This is a genomic window from Serratia nevei, from assembly GCF_037948395.1.
Lineage (GTDB): Bacteria > Pseudomonadota > Gammaproteobacteria > Enterobacterales > Enterobacteriaceae > Serratia > Serratia nevei.
Window position 1 is genome coordinate 1688974 of record NZ_CP149940.1, and the last position, 15980, is coordinate 1704953.

15 protein-coding genes are annotated in these 15980 nt (G+C 58.3%); 9 read left to right on the forward strand and 6 right to left on the reverse strand.

Annotated features, from left to right (window positions below):
- Positions 1 to 12: 12 nt before the first annotated feature.
- A complete protein-coding gene (locus V8N38_RS07990) occupies positions 13 to 930 on the reverse strand; it encodes a fimbrial protein (RefSeq protein WP_142109595.1) in 918 nt (305 codons plus the stop codon).
- 141 nt (positions 931 to 1071) lie between these two features.
- Positions 1072 to 1392: a hypothetical protein gene (locus V8N38_RS07995; RefSeq protein WP_047728024.1), complete on the reverse strand. Its 321-nt coding sequence runs from the start codon at positions 1390 to 1392 to the stop codon at positions 1072 to 1074.
- Between the two features lie 665 nt (positions 1393 to 2057).
- On the opposite strand from V8N38_RS07995, the gene V8N38_RS08000 reads away from it, so the two are divergent.
- The 9 genes from V8N38_RS08000 to V8N38_RS08040 all read left to right on the forward strand — a co-directional run bounded on the left by V8N38_RS08000 (position 2058) and on the right by V8N38_RS08040 (position 10430).
- Positions 2058 to 2579: a fimbrial protein gene (locus tag V8N38_RS08000; protein WP_025302212.1), complete on the forward strand. Its 522-nt coding sequence runs from the start codon at positions 2058 to 2060 to the stop codon at positions 2577 to 2579.
- Positions 2580 to 2657: 78 nt separating this feature from the next.
- The gene (locus V8N38_RS08005; RefSeq protein ID WP_060421578.1) at positions 2658 to 3194 is read left to right on the forward strand and encodes a fimbrial protein; all 537 of its coding nucleotides are present in this window, start codon (positions 2658 to 2660) and stop codon (positions 3192 to 3194) included.
- A gap of 46 nt (positions 3195 to 3240) precedes the next feature.
- The gene (locus V8N38_RS08010; RefSeq protein WP_084826514.1) at positions 3241 to 5775 is read left to right on the forward strand and encodes an outer membrane usher protein; all 2535 of its coding nucleotides are present in this window, start codon (positions 3241 to 3243) and stop codon (positions 5773 to 5775) included.
- A gap of 81 nt (positions 5776 to 5856) precedes the next feature.
- On the forward strand, positions 5857 to 6621 hold the full coding sequence (locus V8N38_RS08015) for a fimbria/pilus periplasmic chaperone (RefSeq protein WP_048321394.1): 765 nt from the start codon (positions 5857 to 5859) through the stop codon (positions 6619 to 6621).
- Between the two features lie 71 nt (positions 6622 to 6692).
- Entirely contained in the window at positions 6693 to 7331 is a 639-nt protein-coding gene (locus V8N38_RS08020) for a fimbrial protein (protein ID WP_147839632.1), read from the forward strand.
- Positions 7332 to 7381: 50 nt separating this feature from the next.
- Entirely contained in the window at positions 7382 to 7936 is a 555-nt protein-coding gene (locus V8N38_RS08025; protein ID WP_060440319.1) for a fimbrial protein, read from the forward strand.
- 24 nt (positions 7937 to 7960) lie between these two features.
- Complete coding sequence (locus tag V8N38_RS08030) at positions 7961 to 8383, forward strand: hypothetical protein (protein ID WP_060435266.1); 423 nt, start codon at positions 7961 to 7963, stop codon at positions 8381 to 8383.
- Positions 8380 to 9768: an FKBP-type peptidyl-prolyl cis-trans isomerase N-terminal domain-containing protein gene (locus V8N38_RS08035; protein WP_147839510.1), complete on the forward strand. Its 1389-nt coding sequence runs from the start codon at positions 8380 to 8382 to the stop codon at positions 9766 to 9768. The genes V8N38_RS08030 and V8N38_RS08035 overlap by 4 nt, the downstream gene beginning before the upstream one ends.
- Positions 9765 to 10430 carry a response regulator transcription factor gene (locus V8N38_RS08040; RefSeq protein WP_060421597.1) on the forward strand — a complete coding sequence of 222 codons (666 nt, stop codon included), beginning with the start codon at positions 9765 to 9767 and terminating at the stop codon, positions 10428 to 10430. The genes V8N38_RS08035 and V8N38_RS08040 overlap by 4 nt, the downstream gene beginning before the upstream one ends.
- A gap of 54 nt (positions 10431 to 10484) precedes the next feature.
- On the opposite strand, the gene V8N38_RS08045 is transcribed toward V8N38_RS08040, so the two are convergent.
- The 4 genes from V8N38_RS08045 to deoC all read right to left on the reverse strand — a co-directional run bounded on the left by V8N38_RS08045 (position 10485) and on the right by deoC (position 15821).
- Positions 10485 to 11852, reverse strand: coding sequence for an L-serine ammonia-lyase (locus V8N38_RS08045; protein ID WP_025302221.1), 1368 nt, complete (start codon positions 11850 to 11852; stop codon positions 10485 to 10487).
- Between the two features lie 92 nt (positions 11853 to 11944).
- Complete coding sequence (locus tag V8N38_RS08050; RefSeq protein WP_038881129.1) at positions 11945 to 13243, reverse strand: HAAAP family serine/threonine permease; 1299 nt, start codon at positions 13241 to 13243, stop codon at positions 11945 to 11947.
- Between the two features lie 979 nt (positions 13244 to 14222).
- Positions 14223 to 14987, reverse strand: coding sequence for a DNA-binding transcriptional repressor DeoR (deoR, locus tag V8N38_RS08055; RefSeq protein WP_060421601.1), 765 nt, complete (start codon positions 14985 to 14987; stop codon positions 14223 to 14225).
- 153 nt (positions 14988 to 15140) lie between these two features.
- Positions 15141 to 15821 (reverse strand): deoxyribose-phosphate aldolase, encoded by a 681-nt coding sequence (gene deoC, locus V8N38_RS08060; RefSeq protein WP_038881133.1) that lies wholly within the window; start codon positions 15819 to 15821, stop codon positions 15141 to 15143.
- Between the last annotated feature and the right edge of the window lie 159 nt (positions 15822 to 15980).

The following is a 15980-nucleotide window of genomic DNA, read 5'->3' on the forward strand; positions in this document are numbered from 1 at the left end:
CCGGCTCCCGTTTCAAGGTGCGCTGAAGATCAGCGTGGCCGAGCCTGACATCGGCCCGGTGGCGATGCTGGTGTAAGGCACATTGTTCTTCACCGGCACAAAGGTTACGGTGTCGTTGCCCAGCCCGTTAACGATGCGCGTTCTGAAGGCATTGTTGGGCTTTACCACCGCGCCGTTGTACACCATGGCCACGCCGACGTTAGGGTTGCTGGTTTTGATAAAATCGCTGGAGAAGCCACTGGCGTCGCTGACCATGCGGATCAGAATATCCTGCGTCGCGCTCTGGTCGTCGCATTGGTAGCTGAGCGCCTTGTCCTGTTTGATTTGGGCGTCGCTGGCGCTTTGAGTCAGAAAGTCCTGGCGGATCTGGCCAAAGTCGACATTGATTTGCTGGCCGTTGTTGATGGTGCAACTGGTGGTGACGAAGTAGGCGTCGTTGTCGGCGATCAGGCGCCAGCGATAAACGCCGCACTGCGGGCAACCCGGCTGATCGTTGGTCTGAATAAAGTTTATTTGGCCGATGACGTCGCCCTTGTTCACCTTGATATCCGGCGTTGGGAAACGGTTCAACACGATATAGACCCGGATGGCGACCGACTGGGTCTGTAACCCGGTAAGGCTGAGTACGCTGATACCTGATGGCACCGGAGAGTTGTAATCGCTGCCGTTGATGGTGGTACCGCTGCCGATGGTGCCAAAAATCGCACTGTTCATCGACAGCGCCGGGCTGTCGGTTTTGAGATAGTCATACCAGCTCGCGACGTCGTTTTTACAGGTGACCTGGCTGACGTTGACGATTTCGTTTTTGCCATAAGAAAGCTGTGGCCCGATGCGTACCCGGACGTCAACCGGCGTGGTCGAGCCCCCGGGTGGAATCAGTCCGCCATCGGACGTGCGGCAGGTAAATGCGTTGGCATTGCCAAGCAGCATGAAGAAAGATAATGCCAGGCAGCAACGTAAAAATAGCAGGGCTGTTTTTCTCACGATAATATCCCAATATATATAAATAGTGTGCGGCATTACTCCGCAATGAAATATCGCCAATCAGGCCGGTTGGCCATATTTATTCCGTTAAAGGGGAGTGAGGGCATCTCTGTTGGGGATGCCGTCGTTATCACCGTTCAGCAACGCGGTGGGATACCACCTCAACGAGTTGTTGATAGAGCCGTCCGTCACAATCACTTTTTGCCGGGCGACAAGATCCAACAACAGCCGCCGAGCCCGGTAAACACCGACGTTAACGGCATTGGCCAGTTGCCGCGTCGATAGCCATTGCTGCGGCGGCGGCAGACCGGCGACGGGGCACTTGCGGGGTGACTGCGCAAATAATGTTTGCAGCAGATCGTGCTGCAATTGCCGTATTTCCTTTTGTTTCGGAGATAACGCTTCCATAGCACTTCCTCTGTATTCCGATTGCCGTATTCCTAAGAAAAAACAAACTTTCGCTGCCTACCAACAACGAGGTAAAACGCGAACAAAGAAAAATCCTATCTATTTATCAGGATTGAAAAAAAAGGCGTTGCCCGCCCCGTTTTTACCTATACCAAGGCAGGGGTGGCGTCACGCTGAAACCTAAAATTTTGGTTTATTATATTCACAAAGTGCCACTTTGCGATCTGATTACTTGGGAATCACAGAAAAACAGGATATTGCTCTATAAAAGCATCTTTTACGATCTATGAGCCTAAAAATAACAGTAAATTAACTTCAATTAGGAAATAAATTGCGAATGTTCGCCTTGATCAAAAAAAGCCTTTTTTTGCTTGGAGGCATTTGCCAGAATATTCATCGCCGAACAAGAAGGGCGGATTAGAAAGTATTGGTCTCTGCTTGTTGTGATTTTGTTTATTTTTATATGACGAATTCATTAATGGGTGGGCCGCTGCGAACTTGCCGTAATCGACATGTTTATTGTCGGTGTCTTTGGGTTTTGGCAGTTAACCAACCAGCAAGATGCTAAAGAATCAGGGCTGCGCATATATAAGCGCGAGCGGGTTTCCTGTTGCTCTTTTTCTTGATTGGAATATGCATTTTTTCTTATAAGGAATATAGGTTCTATGAAACTTAACAAAATCATGATGGCTGCAGTGATTGCATTTGGCGCAAGTTCTTTTGCACAGGCAGCCGATCAGGGACACGGTAAGGTCACCTTCACGGGCTCTATTATTGATGCGCCATGCTCTATTGCACCCGAGTCGATCGATCAGACCGTAGATCTGGGCCAGGTTTCCAACGTGGCGTTGAAAAACGGCGGCAAATCCAACCCGCGTCCGTTTGAAATCAAACTGGAGCAGTGTGATATCACCACACTGAAAACCGTTAAAACCACCTTCAGCGGCGTAGCGTCGTCCACCGACAAGGATCTGTTGGGTATCGCGGGTACCGCCAGCGGCGCCGGCGTAGCCATCTCTTACAATGGTCAGCCGATCAAACTGGGTGAAGCGACTACCGCGCAGACCCTGAACACCGGCAACAACACTCTGCATTTCGCCGCCTACCTGCAGGGTGAAGGCGCTTCCGCCGCCATCGTTCCGGGCGATTTCACTGCCGTAGCCGATTTCACCCTGGCTTATCAGTAAGTGAGTCCGAAGGCTTAATCAACCAGGCATGGGGTTCGCCGCATGCCTGGTGAATCTCCCTGTCAAAGGAATGTCGCGATGTTTTTACCAAGGAATCGAGCGGGTGCCGTTCTTTTGGCGTCGTTGGCGTTTGCGCCCGGCTATGCAATTTCCGCCGCGCAGGGGTGGGGCAAAGTCAACATGCACGGCGCCATTATCGACACCGCCTGCGCCATTGCTGCCGGCAGCCGCGATCAGACGATCGATATGGACACTATTCCTCTCGGACAGATCATTCGTGACGGCCAGGGGATGACCAAACCTTTCAGTATCGAATTGGTCAATTGCATTTTGGAACGGCCGGAAAACAAGCCTGACTGGAAATTCTTTCAGGTCACGTTTGATGGTTATGCGGAAGGTGCTCTGTTTGGCGTACAGGGCGATGCGCGCGGCGTTGCCTTGGAGATAAAAGACAGCAGCGGCACGGCGGTTATTCCAGGGAAACCTTTGCCGATGGAGGGAATAATACCGGGAAACCGAGTGCTGAATTATTCCATGACGTTGATGCCGAATCACCAGCCGTTGAAGGTGGGAGCGTATTTTTCCACAGTGCGTTTTAAGCTGGATTATTTTTGATTTTTTCTCGTACTGACGGTTAATTCGTTATTGAAAGGACTTTATTATGCTTTCACCGGCAGGGAAGTTATTTCGTCTTCAGGCCTTGGGGCTTTGCGTTGCCCTTTCTCTGGGAAATCCAATCGCGTTGGTCTATGCCGCCGACGTGATTCAATTCAATACCGACGTATTGGACATCAACGATCGTAAAAATATCGATCTGAGCCAATTTACGCGCAGCGGCTACATCATGCCGGGCGTTTATACCATGGTGGTGCACGTCAATAAGAACGATCTGCCGGAACAGCCGGTAACGTTTATGGCGCCCGAGAACGATCCAAAAGGCAGCGAAGCCTGTCTTTCGCCGGAATTGGTCAACCAACTGGGGCTGAAAGAAAAACTGTTAAGCACGCTGAATTGGACGCACGGCGGCCGTTGCCTTGACGCTTCCAGTCTGGCGGGGATGGAAGCCCGCGGCGATCTTGCCAGCTCCTCACTGTATCTGAACATTCCTCAGGCCTATCTGGAATACAGCTCGGAAAACTGGGACCCGCCTTCGCGCTGGGATGACGGTATTCCCGGGCTGCTGTTTGACTATAACGTCAACGCCCAAACGCAAAAGCATCAGAAAGGCGGCAGCAGTTACAGCCTGAGCGGCAACGGTACCGGTGGCGCCAACCTGGGCGCCTGGCGTCTGCGCGCCGACTGGCAGGCCAACCTCAACCATCAGACCGGTTCTTCTCAGCCTACCGATAAACAGTTCGACTGGAGCCGCTATTACGCCTACCGGGCGATCCCGGCGCTGCGTTCGCGGCTGACGATGGGTGAGGATTACCTGAACTCCGACATTTTCGACAGCCTGCGCTTTACCGGCGTCAGTCTGCGATCCGACGACAGCATGTTGCCGCCCAACCTGCGCGGCTATGCGCCGGAAGTGACCGGCGTGGCGAAAACCAACGCCAAGGTGGTGGTCAGCCAGCAGGGGCGCGTGCTGTATGAAACGCAGGTAGCGGCGGGGCCGTTCCGCATTCAGGACATCAACGATGCGGTTTCCGGCGAGCTGGACGTGCGTGTCGAAGAGCAAGACGGCAGCGTGCAGGAGTTCAAGATGAACACCGCCAACATTCCTTATCTGACGCGGCCGGGTACGGTGCGTTACAAGCTGGCGACGGGCAAACCGTCAGAGTGGGGGCACCATCTGCGCGGGCCGATGTTCGGCACCGGCGAGTTCTCCTGGGGGATCAGCAACGGCTGGTCGCTGTACGGCGGGGGCATCGCCGGCGGCGATTACAACGCGCTGTCGCTGGGGATCGGGCGCGATCTGATGGCGCTGGGGGCGCTGTCGTTCGATGCCACGCAGTCGCGTGCGCGTTTGCCGCAGGATGGCACGCTGACCGGCGGTTCGTACCGGCTGAGCTATTCGAAGAACTTCGATGAATACGACAGCCAGGTCACCTTTGCCGGTTACCGCTTCTCCCAGGAAGATTTCATGAGCATGGGGGACTACCTGGATGCGCGTTACGAAGGGGGGCGCAGCGGCAAGAGCAAGGAGATGTACACCATCACCTTCAACAAGCAGTTCCGCGAACTGGGGCTGAGCACCTATCTCAACTACAGCCACCAAACCTACTGGGATCGGGCGCCGAACGATCGTTACAACCTGATGGTATCGCGCTACTTCGACATCGGCGATTTCAAGAACGTCAGCGTGTCGCTGTCGGCCTATCGCAACCGTTATAACGAGCGCAACGACGACGGGATGTATCTGTCGCTGTCGCTGCCCTGGGGCAGTGCAGGCACGCTCAGTTACAACATGACGCTCGATCGCGAAGAGAACGCTCACCGGGTCGGGTACTACAACCGGGTCGATGAACACAACAACTATCAGATCAGCGCCGGCGCCGCACGCAGCGGAGCGACGGCCAGCGGTTATTACAGCCATCAGGGCGACATGGCGCAGATCAACGCCAACGCCAGCTACCAGGCCGGCCGCTACAGCGCCGTCGGCATCGGTGCGCAGGGCGGCCTGACGATGGCGGCGGAAGGGGCGGTGCTGCACCGCGTCAACACGCCGGGCGGGACGCGCTTGCTGCTCGATACCGAAGGCGTCGCCGGTGTGCCGGTGCGCGGCTACGGCAGTACGGTGCTGACCAACCGTTACGGCAAGGCGGTGGTGGCGGATGTAAACAGCTACTACCGCAACAAGGCCAGCATCGATCTCAACAGCCTGAGCGACAACGTCGAGGCGACGCGTTCCGTGGTGCAGGCCACGTTGACCGAGGGGGCCATCGGCTACCGCAAGTTTGAAGTGATTGCCGGTGAGAAGGCGATGGCGATCGTCAAGCTGGCGGACGGCAGCGAGCCGCCGTTTGGTGCCACGGTGCTGAATGCCCGCAAACAGGAGACCGGCATCATCAATGACGGCGGCAGCGTTTACCTGTCCGGCCTTAACCCCGGCGAGCGCATGAGCGTGCACTGGAACGGCGCGGCGCAGTGTGAAATCCAGCTGCCGTCGCCGCTGCCGGCCGAAATGTTGATGAACACGTTGCTGCTGCCTTGCCGTCCTCTTACCGGCAGCAAGCCGGCGGCTGACGCCAACTGACATACACCCGGCGGAGCCCGCTCCGCCGCTAAACCGCCGGGGCGGGCTCGTCCGCTTACGGCCGACTGGAACCGTGAAGACATGATGAATCTGACTATGACCAGAAAGACCGTTTTCCTTGTGGGCCCGCTCGCCGCCGCGTTGACGATCGGCGCGGTCAGCCTGCCCGCTCATGCGGCTATCGCGCTGGATCGCACGCGCGTGATTTTCGACGGCGACCTGAAAACGGTCAGTCTCAACATCAGTAACCAGAACAAACAGTTGCCGTATCTGGCGCAGGGATGGATCGAAGACGATCGCGGCAACAAAATCCAAAGCCCTTTCACTGTGCTGCCGCCGGTGCAACGGGTGGAGCCGGGCAAACCGAGCCAGGTGAAGATCCAGTCGCTGCCGGCCGCGCGTCAGCTGCCGCAGGACAGGGAGACGCTGTATTACTTCAACCTGCGCGAGATCCCGCCGCGCAGCAATAAGCCGAACACGCTGCAGATAGCGCTGCAGACGCGCATCAAAATGTTTTATCGCCCGGCGGCGCTCGCCCCGAAAAAGAACGCCGCACCGTGGCAGGAGCAGCTGACGCTGACCCGGCAGGGCGACAAGTACGTGGTGAATAACCCGACCCCTTATTACGTGACGATCGTTGAGGCGAGCGCCGGCAAGGGCGGAAAAGGGGCGGCGGGCTTTGAACCGCTGATGGTGGCGCCGAAGGCCAGTGCCCCGCTGAACGTCTCCGCCGCGAGCCTCGGCAACGGCCCGTCGCTGGCATACATCAACGATTACGGTGGGCGGCCGCAGTTGAACTTCCGCTGCGCCGGCAATGCCTGCCAGGTCGTGCCGGTCGCCAAATGACGATCCGCGCGCAAGCAGGGAAGACAGAGTGAATACAGCGGAGTGAACGAATCATGCAACGAAAGATCCCCATGCTGTTGGGAAAGGCCTATGAACGTCATCAGCGACGCACTATCGGCCTGACGGTATTGGCCGCGCTGATGGTACCGCTGACGGCAGGCACGATGCTGATGCTGATGCCGCCGGCCCGCGCGGTGGACAACTGGGACGTGGAGGGCGCGAACGGCACGCTCCACGTCTACGGCGCGTTGACGGAAAGCGCCTGCAGTCTGGAAATGACCACCGCTCGTCAGGAAGTGTGGCTGGGGGAGACGGGAACGGCGCACTTCCAGCGCCCGGGCGATCGCGGCACGCCGGTGGTGTTCGAGCTGACGCTGAAAGACTGTCTGCGGGCGCCGGCGAGCAACCGCGACGCCTGGACCGGGGTTCTGGCCTGGAGCGGCAGTCAACCTGCGGTGTCCGTGGCGTTTACCGCGCCTGCGGATGACGACGCGCCGGGTTTGGTCAGGGTAGCCGGCGTCACCGGCTTGGGGCTGCAGTTGGCGGATGCCAGCGGCCTGCCGGTGCGCCTCGGCGCGCGTAACAAACCGATCTTGCTGACGCCGGGGCAAAACACCCTGACGTATACGGTGACGCCGGTGCGAACCCCGGCGACGCTGAGCGCCGGCGCCTACCGTGCGGCGATCGATTTCCGCCTTTATTACGACTAATACGCCGCTTGCGTCGGACCGGCGCAAGCACAACCAAAGGGAGTGGCGACATGCGCGCGACAGAGACGAACCGGCGCCGGAGCGCGCTGTTGGGGGCAGGCATGGTCATGGCGGCCGGCATGATGGCGCCGCCGGCGACTGCGGCGGAAAACATGCGCTTTCACGGTACGCTGGTAGCCGAGCCGTGCGTCATTCAGCCGGGAGATGAGGATATCCAACTGGATTTCGGCACCATCGTCGACAAATACCTGTATCTGAACACCCGCACCCATAGCCAAAGCTTCGCGTTGCACCTGACCGAGTGCGATCTCAGCCTGGGCAATACGGTGGCCATCACGTTTACCGGCACCGAGAACGCTAAGCTGCCCGGCCTGTTGGCGCTGGATGCCGGCAGCCTGGCCTCGGGGATCGGCATCGGGCTGGAGGACAGCACCGGCAAGGCGCTGCCGCTCAATCGCGCCAGCGATAAATTCCGCCTGAATGCCGGTAACACCACGCTCACGCTGCAGGCCTATGTGCAGGGGGAGCCGGAGGCCATCCAATCGAAGTCCATCGGCCGCGGCACCTTCAGCGCGGTGGCCACTTTTACGTTGGAATACGAATAAGCGTCTACAAGGACAAAAAACGCAATGATGATAAAGCCCCTCAATCGCGCCCTGCGCATGGGCCTGCTGTGCCTGTTGGCGTTGAGCGCCGCCGCCTGTCAAAACCAAAAGTCGGGCAAGCCGGCTGTGAACACCAAAAATCAGGCTGTGCAAGCTCCGTCAGAAGAGGCTTTGCGCAAGCAGCGTGAGGCCGAGCAGCTGCAGCAGTGCCAGGAGCAACTGGGTGCATTGCGCACGATCGACGAGAAACAATATCAGCGCTATAAACAGGCCTTCGACAGCCTGATGAGCGGCGCTTCGCAGTACGCCAACTTGCGCGCACGGGTAAACGGCGACACGCAGGAGACGGTGGATGCGCTGTATCGCTACAAGGTCAACTATCTGTGCGCCGGGGTGAATCAGGCGGTGTTGACCGGCTTGGCGGATCGCGGGGAGCAGGTTAAATGAGGCTGCGCCTGCTGGGCTGTGCGGCTCTGCTGTTCACCGGCGTCGCGCAGGCGGACGACGGCGTGCCGGCGCTGCTGCAGTTTGCCGAGCAGTATCAACGGCAGAACACCGCGCCGGCGAGCGAAAACGCGGCGCCCGCCGACCGCGGGGCGGGGCAAAAAAAGCGTGAGCCGGCAAAGCGTCCGTCGGATACCCACCAGCCGGCTTCCCCGGCCAAAGCTTTTACGCTGAGCCAGGAATTATTGGCGCGTGACCAACAGCTGGCGCGCCAGCGAATGGAACTGGCGGTGTTGCGCCAGGAACTCGCCGCGCTGCGGGCGGAGAAAGCGACGCCACCCGTCGCGACGTTGCCCGATTCGTCAACGCTGCAGCAGTGGATCGCCGGGCTGGGCGCCGCCTGGCGCGGCTCGCCCGATGCGCAGCGCGCCGAGGCGTTGCTGCGGCAGGCGACGCAGGAAACCGCCAAAACCAAAGCGACGGCGATGCAGGCCGAACGGCGCGTCACCGAGCTGGAGTCCGCTGCGCAGGCATCGGCACAGACGCTTGCACAACGCCAGCGCGAGCACCAGGAGGAACTGCACGCTCTGCGTACCGCGCTGGAGGCGAGTGAGCAGAAACGGGCCGATGAGCAGAAAGTGACCCAGCAGACGCGCGAAGCGCTGTTGGCGCTGCATAAGCGGCTGCAATGGGAGGTGACGCCGGAGCAGTTGAAGGATGAACGCAAGCGTTTGTCCTATGCGGCGGGCAGTGCGCTGGGGCGGGATATTCAGGGGGTAGTGACGGAGCGTCAAAGCTGGGGCGTACCGGTGGACCGCGACAGCCTGTTGGCGGGCGTCATCGATAGCGTGTCGGGGCGTTTGCAGCTGCCGCCGGATGAACTGAATACGCTGACGGCGCAGGCGGATGCCGCCGCCATGGCCGCGCGTGAGAAACGCGTTAACGAACAGCGGCGGCGTGATGAAGATTATCTGGCGCAGTTCAGTCAACAAAAGGGCGTAAAACAATCGGCGATGGGCTTTTGGTATCGGGTGGATTACGCCGGAGAGGGCGCGCTGGCGCCAACGGCGGTGGTCGATGTGGTCGTGAAGGAGAAATTGACCGACGGCACGGTGATCCAGGATATGGAACTGAGCGGCAAGGTGCTGTCGCAACCGCTGTCCGAGTATCCGCCGCTGTTCAGGGAGGCGATAAGCCATCTGCATAACCACGGTTCGCTGACGATGGTCGTGCCACCGGCGCTGGCCTACGGCGAAACCGGCTACCCGCCGAAAGTGCCACCTAACGCCACCATGATTTATGAATTACGCATCGACAACAGTCAGGCTCCGACAAAGGGGGCCCAGGCGGTTAAACGGGAAGCCGGAACGGCGGGAGGGCAGGGATGAACACCATGATAAAAATCGCGCTATTTGATGAAAACCGTTACTTCAGCGCCGGTTGGCAGGAGGCCCTGGCGCTGCATTTCAGCACTTACGGCAAGCGCACGCTGTTACTGGATACGCAGCAGGTTCACGAAGCCGATCTGGTGTTCTGCTATTTTCCTCCTGGCGTGCAAAGCTGCTTTTGTCACTTCTTTGAGGCGCAGGCCGCAGGGCGCAAAACGCTGTATTTCTCGTTGCGAACGCCGGAGGGGCGGCATAAACGCACCGTCGGCACCCGATGCTCGCTGGAGGCCGGCGTCATTTACCACGATACGCCGCTGGTATCGGCATTGTATCAGGTGAGCGCCGAACTGGAGCGGCGCAGCAAATGGCCGGGTAGGCCGGGTTGTGGCATGAACTGCGTATGTCAGCACCGAGGCCTGACGCTGCGGGAACAGGAGATCATGCGCTGCATGACGCGGGAGATGGGGGTGACGCAAATTGCGCGGATGCTGGACATCAGCGTGAAAACCGTCAGCAATCACAAGATGAGCGTTATGCGCAAGATGGGATTCCGGCGTAATGCCGAACTTTACGGTTGGCTGCGGCACAGCGCCCGTCCCGGCGCCGTGGGGGCTCGAGCCGGCATTCAGCCGGGCGTTGCGGCAGGGAAAGAGCGGCATTGAAACGGCGCCGGCCAGATCGGAACGGCCGGCGCCTTTAGTGATTTGCCGTGGCGGTCAATTGCAGGCCACGACCTTGATCGCCAGCCCGCCCTGGGAGGTTTCGCGGTATTTGGCGTTCATGTCTTTGCCGGTTTCGTACATGGTTTCGATCACCTTATCCAGACAAACTCGCGGTTCGCTGGTGCGGCGCATCGCCATGCGCGCGGCGTTGACCGCCTTGACGGCGGAAATGGCGTTGCGTTCGATGCAGGGCACCTGAACCTGGCCGGCGAGCGGATCGCAGGTCAGCCCCAAATGGTGCTCCATGGCGATCTCCGCCGCGATGCACACCTGCGCCGGGCTGCCGCCCAGCAGCTCGGTCAACCCGGCCGCCGCCATCGAGCAGGCTACGCCCACTTCCCCCTGACAACCCACTTCGGCGCCGGAGATCGAGGCGTTCATCTTGTACAGCGCGCCAATCACCCCGGACGCCAGGAAGTAGCGGGTGTAGGAATTGGCGTTTACCGGACGGATGAACTTGTCGTAGTAAGCCAGCACCGCAGGGATGATGCCGCAGGCGCCGTTGGTCGGCGCGGTGACCACACGGCCACCGGCGGCGTTCTCTTCGTTGACCGCCAGTGCGAACATGTTGATCCAATCGACCACGTTCATCGGGTCGATATTGTTCTTGTCGCCGGTCACCAGAATGCGGCGCAGCGCGGCGGCGCGGCGCGGTACTTTCATCGGGCCGGGCAGCAAGCCTTCGGTGTTAATGCCGCGCTCGATGCCGGCGCTCATCACCTGCCAGACATCGGCAAAATGCGCGTCGATATCCGCCTTGCTGCGCAGCGCCAGCTCGTTCTGCATCACCAGGCCGGACAACGATAGCCCGGTATCTTTGCAATGCTGCTGCAGATCGTGCGCCGATTTGAACGGGTAGGGCACCGGCGTGGCGCCCTCGGCGGACTGACCGAAGTGCTCTTCGTCGACGATGAAACCGCCACCGATCGAGTAATAGGTTTTGCTGTGCAGCAGGCGTTCACCGGCGAAGGCGCGGATGCGCATGCCGTTTTCGTGCAGCGGCAGGTTGTCGCTGTGGAAATTCATGCCGCCGTGCAGCGGGAAATCCACCTCGTGATGGCCGTTGGCCAGCGGCAGGCGGCCGCGCTGTTCGACGTCGCGGATAAAGCCCGGAATGCTGTCGATGTCCACGTCGTGCGGCAGGTTGCCGGCCAGGCCCATGATGATGGCGATATCGGTGTGGTGGCCTTTACCGGTCAACGACAGCGAACCGTACACGTCGACCACCACGCGGGTAGTGTCCTGCAGCTGCTGGTGGGCGATCAGATCGTCGACGAACTGTTTGCCGGCTTTCATCGGGCCAACGGTGTGGGAACTGGATGGGCCGATGCCAATTTTGAAAATATCGAAAACGCTGACCATGGTCTCGCCTCCTTCTTCAGGTTTCAGGCGGTGAATACGGGAAATGGGGGAGTGCGGGAGGGCCGGCGCGCAGCGGCGCCGGCCGGACGTGATTAGCCGAGCAGGCTGAACACGATAGCAGAGATGGCGATCAGACCCATCACAACCACGAACACGTTGCTGATGTGGCCGCTGTACTTGCGCATGGCAGGCACTTTACGGATGGCGTACATCGGCATCAGGAACAGCAGCATGGCGATGATTGGGCCGCCCAGGGTTTCGATCATGCCCAGGATGCTTGGGTTCAGGGTGGCGACGATCCAGGTGGTCACCAGCATGAAGATTGCGGTCATGCGGTTCAGCTTGGCGGTGCTGACGGTTTTGCCGCGGCTCTTCATCGACTTGGCAACCAGGCCGTTGAAGCCTTCACGGGCGCCCAGGTAGTGGCCCAGGAACGATTTGGTGATGGCGACGAAGGCGATAACCGGCGCGATGTACGCGATCATCGGGTTGTTAAAGTGGTTAGCCAGGTAAGACAGAATCGAGATGTTCTGCGCCTTGGCTTCCGCCAGGTTTTCCGGCGTCAGGCTCAGCACGCAGCTGAACACGAAGAACATCACGGTCAGCACCATCATGATGTGTGCATAAGCCAGAATGCGGGAGCATTTTTTCTCGGCGTCTGCGCCGTACTCTTCGCGTTTGGCGACGGCGAAGGCGGAGATGATCGGCGAGTGGTTGAAGGAGAACACCATTACCGGGATCGCCAGCCACAGGGTCATGATCAGGCCGTGGCCCATGCCGGTACCGCTGCCGGACAGCGACACGTTTTCGAAGATGGCGCCGGTCCAGTTAGGGATCAGATACACCGCCAGCAGCATCAGCACCGCGACGAACGGGAAGACCAGGATGCTCATGGTTTTCACGATGGCCTGCTCACCGAAGCGCACGATGGTCATCAGGCCGACGATCAGGATCAGCGACAGGATGGCGCGCGGTGGCGATGTCATGCCCAACTGGTGGGTGATGAAGCTGTCGACGGTGTTGGTGATCGCCACGCTGTAAACCAGCAGAATCGGGTAGATGGCGAAGAAGTACAGCAGGGTAATCAGTTTACCGGCGGTGATGCCGAAGTGCTCTTCTACCACGGCGGTGATGTCTTCACCGGGATTTTTGCCGGACAGAACGAAACGGCACAGGCCGCGGTGGGCAAAGAAGGTCATCGGGAAAGCGATGATGGCCATGATGATCAGAGGAATCAAACCGCCGATACCGGCGTTGATTGGCAAGAACAGGACGCCTGCGCCGATGGCGGTGCCGTACAGGCCCAACATCCACATGGTATCCGTTTTACGCCAGGTACTGCTGGAGCCCGAGGCCGCAGAGGCAATTGTGCCGGTCTGTGTAGTGTCCATAAATATCTCCGAAGTGAACACGAATTTAAAATTAAAAGGCAAAACTTAAGGTTAAACCGTCAAACGTCCTATTCAGGCAACGCTTGCGGTAAGAATCAGGTGTTGCTTGCGGGGATGTTTTGGCGTCCCCCTGGTTGTTTATTGCGTTCATTACCAAGGCACAGCGCCGGGTAATTCACTAAAGACTTTTCACCGTCACGGGTGATAAAAGTCGTTATCGCTGCCGACAGGTCTTTGCCTGTCGATTTTTGTTGGCGGCAAGATAACGATTTACAGTAGAAACAACCGTGATCCTGCTCTCAAATGCGCAATATGTGCAGTTATCCGCTTTTTTATCGATTTTTCGCGCATTTGTTGCACATTTGTGTAAGATTTTGTGCTGAGAACGCTCTCATAAAGATTTCTGCGATTATGCGGTTTGTACAATAATTAGCCGGATAAAGCGCTGTGCTCAGCAGCAAGCCGAGCAATATATTTTATGCGTGGTTTTGGATCTAGCGAAAAACCCGGATTAAGCAGTTTTAGTGACGTAGATCACATTGTATTTTTAAGTGAAATTCAATTCATCTATTTGTTTTTAATGGCTTTTTGTTAAAAATCACCGCTAATAACGAAGGGAAATTACTTACGTGGTTAGCGGATAAAAATGCGTAACCATTCATCATATAAATAACAGATACCTAACAGGTATTGGCGAGATTTGCTGCAATCGCTTAAACCGCCGTTTATTTAAACATCCCGGCCTTTGGCGCGATTTATCATATAAAAGCCATAAATAGTCGTTAATTCACGCAGCCGACAGCCGGTTTAGCCTGCGAGAAAATAATCACTCGGGTGACCTGTTGCATTTTATTAACCTGATGTTGCGTGCGGATAAGCGAAAAACGCGAATCGATTGCGCATTATTTGTTCATTTTCGGGCGGAGAAAGAAGGGGATTGCAACGGTGCGCCGTCGGTTTCGACGGCGCAGAAGGCGGACTAATAGCGGGTAGCGATGGCGTTGTCGTTGAAGAACGCCATGAAGTCGGCGTCCGGCTGGCGGTCGCTGATCACCCGATCGAACTGCGTCAGGGGGCCGATGCAGGCCGGTTTGGTTTTGCCGAACTTGCTGTGGTCTGCCACCAGGATCTTTTGCTGCGCCATCGCCATGGCGCGATGCTTCATCTCCAGCTCGTCGAAGTTGAAGCAGGTGGCGCCGTGCTGCAGGCTGAGGCCGGCGGCGGAGATAAAGGCGATGTTCGGGCAGATGTGATCGAGCTCGTTACGGCCGCTGACGCTGGAAAAGATGTAGTTGTTCGGCTTGAACTCACCGCCGCACAGGACCACCTTGCAGTTCGGTTTGTCCTGCAGCGCCAGGAAGGTGTTCAGCGAATGACAGACGGCGGTGAAGGTCAGCTCGTCGGCGATGGCGTCGATGATCGCCGGGGTAGTGGTGCCGCAGTCGAAAAACACCGTGTCGTTTTCATTGATCAACGGGGCCGCCAGCAGGCCGATGCGCCGTTTCTCCGTCACCTGCTTGGCTTTTTGATCGGAAACGAAGTAGTTGGTCACGCCGTTGCTGCGCGGATCGGTCACCACATAGCCGCCGAGCAGCACCACCGCCGCCGGTTCGGCGCTCAGATCGCGGCGAATGGTCATCTCCGAGACCCCCAGCAGCACGGCGGCTTCTTTCAGGTGGATCTTGTCAGCGCGTTTTAACGCCTGAACTAGCCGGTTGATACGTTCTTCGCGCCGCGTTTCCATAGGTCCGTCTTCCCACAGGTAGTAGAGGTAAAAGGGCGTGCCGGCGTGTCCGGCGCTAAACACAACAATGCGGGGCAATATCGGGCCGCCTTGGCCGCCCGTATTGTCCCGCATCGGAGTGTATTGGCTGTGCCCGTCAGGGCATGCCGACGATCAGTAGCTGCCCGCCGCCGGCTGCGCGCCGGAAACGATGGCGACGCCGGAGCTGGTGCCGATACGCGTGGCGCCGGCGTTGATCATCTTCTCGGCGGTGGCGCGATCGCGCACGGCGCCGGAAGCTTTCACGCCCATTTCGCTGCCCACGGTCTCGCGCATCAGTTTGACGTGCTCTTCCCGAGCGCCGCCGGTGCTGAAGCCGGTGGAGGTTTTCACGAAGGCCACATCGAGTTCGCGACACATTTCACAAACCTGGACGATCTGCGCATCGCTGAGCAGGCAGGTTTCCAATATTACCTTCAACGGGATCGCCGCGCAAACCTCGCGCACGGCGGCGATGTCGGCTTTCACTTCGTCCAACAGGCCGCTTTTCAACCAGCCGACGTTGATCACCATATCGATCTCTTGTGCGCCGGCGGCGATTGCCGCTTTGGCTTCAAAGGCTTTGGCGACGGTCAGGCCGGCACCCAGCGGGAAACCGATCACCGAGCAGACTTTTACGGTGCTTTCTTGCAGCAGCTGGGCTGCCAGCGGCACGTAGCCGGAGTTGACGCATACCGCATAGAAGTTGTGCTGCTGCGCTTCTTCGCACAGTTTGGCGATCTGCAGTTCGGTGGCGTCCATCGCCAGCAGGGTGTGGTCAACATAGCTGGCGTAATCGATGGTTTCGGTGGTCATCGCGATTCCTTAGTGAGGTTAAGACAGTAAGCGGGATGGGTAATGTGAAAATAATAACATTCAGATGCCGATAAACCTAGTGATGTTTAAAAAATGTCGATCCGATCGTCGCTATCAGGCTGTTATAGGTATAACTTAAAGGCGTTTCATTTGTTATTT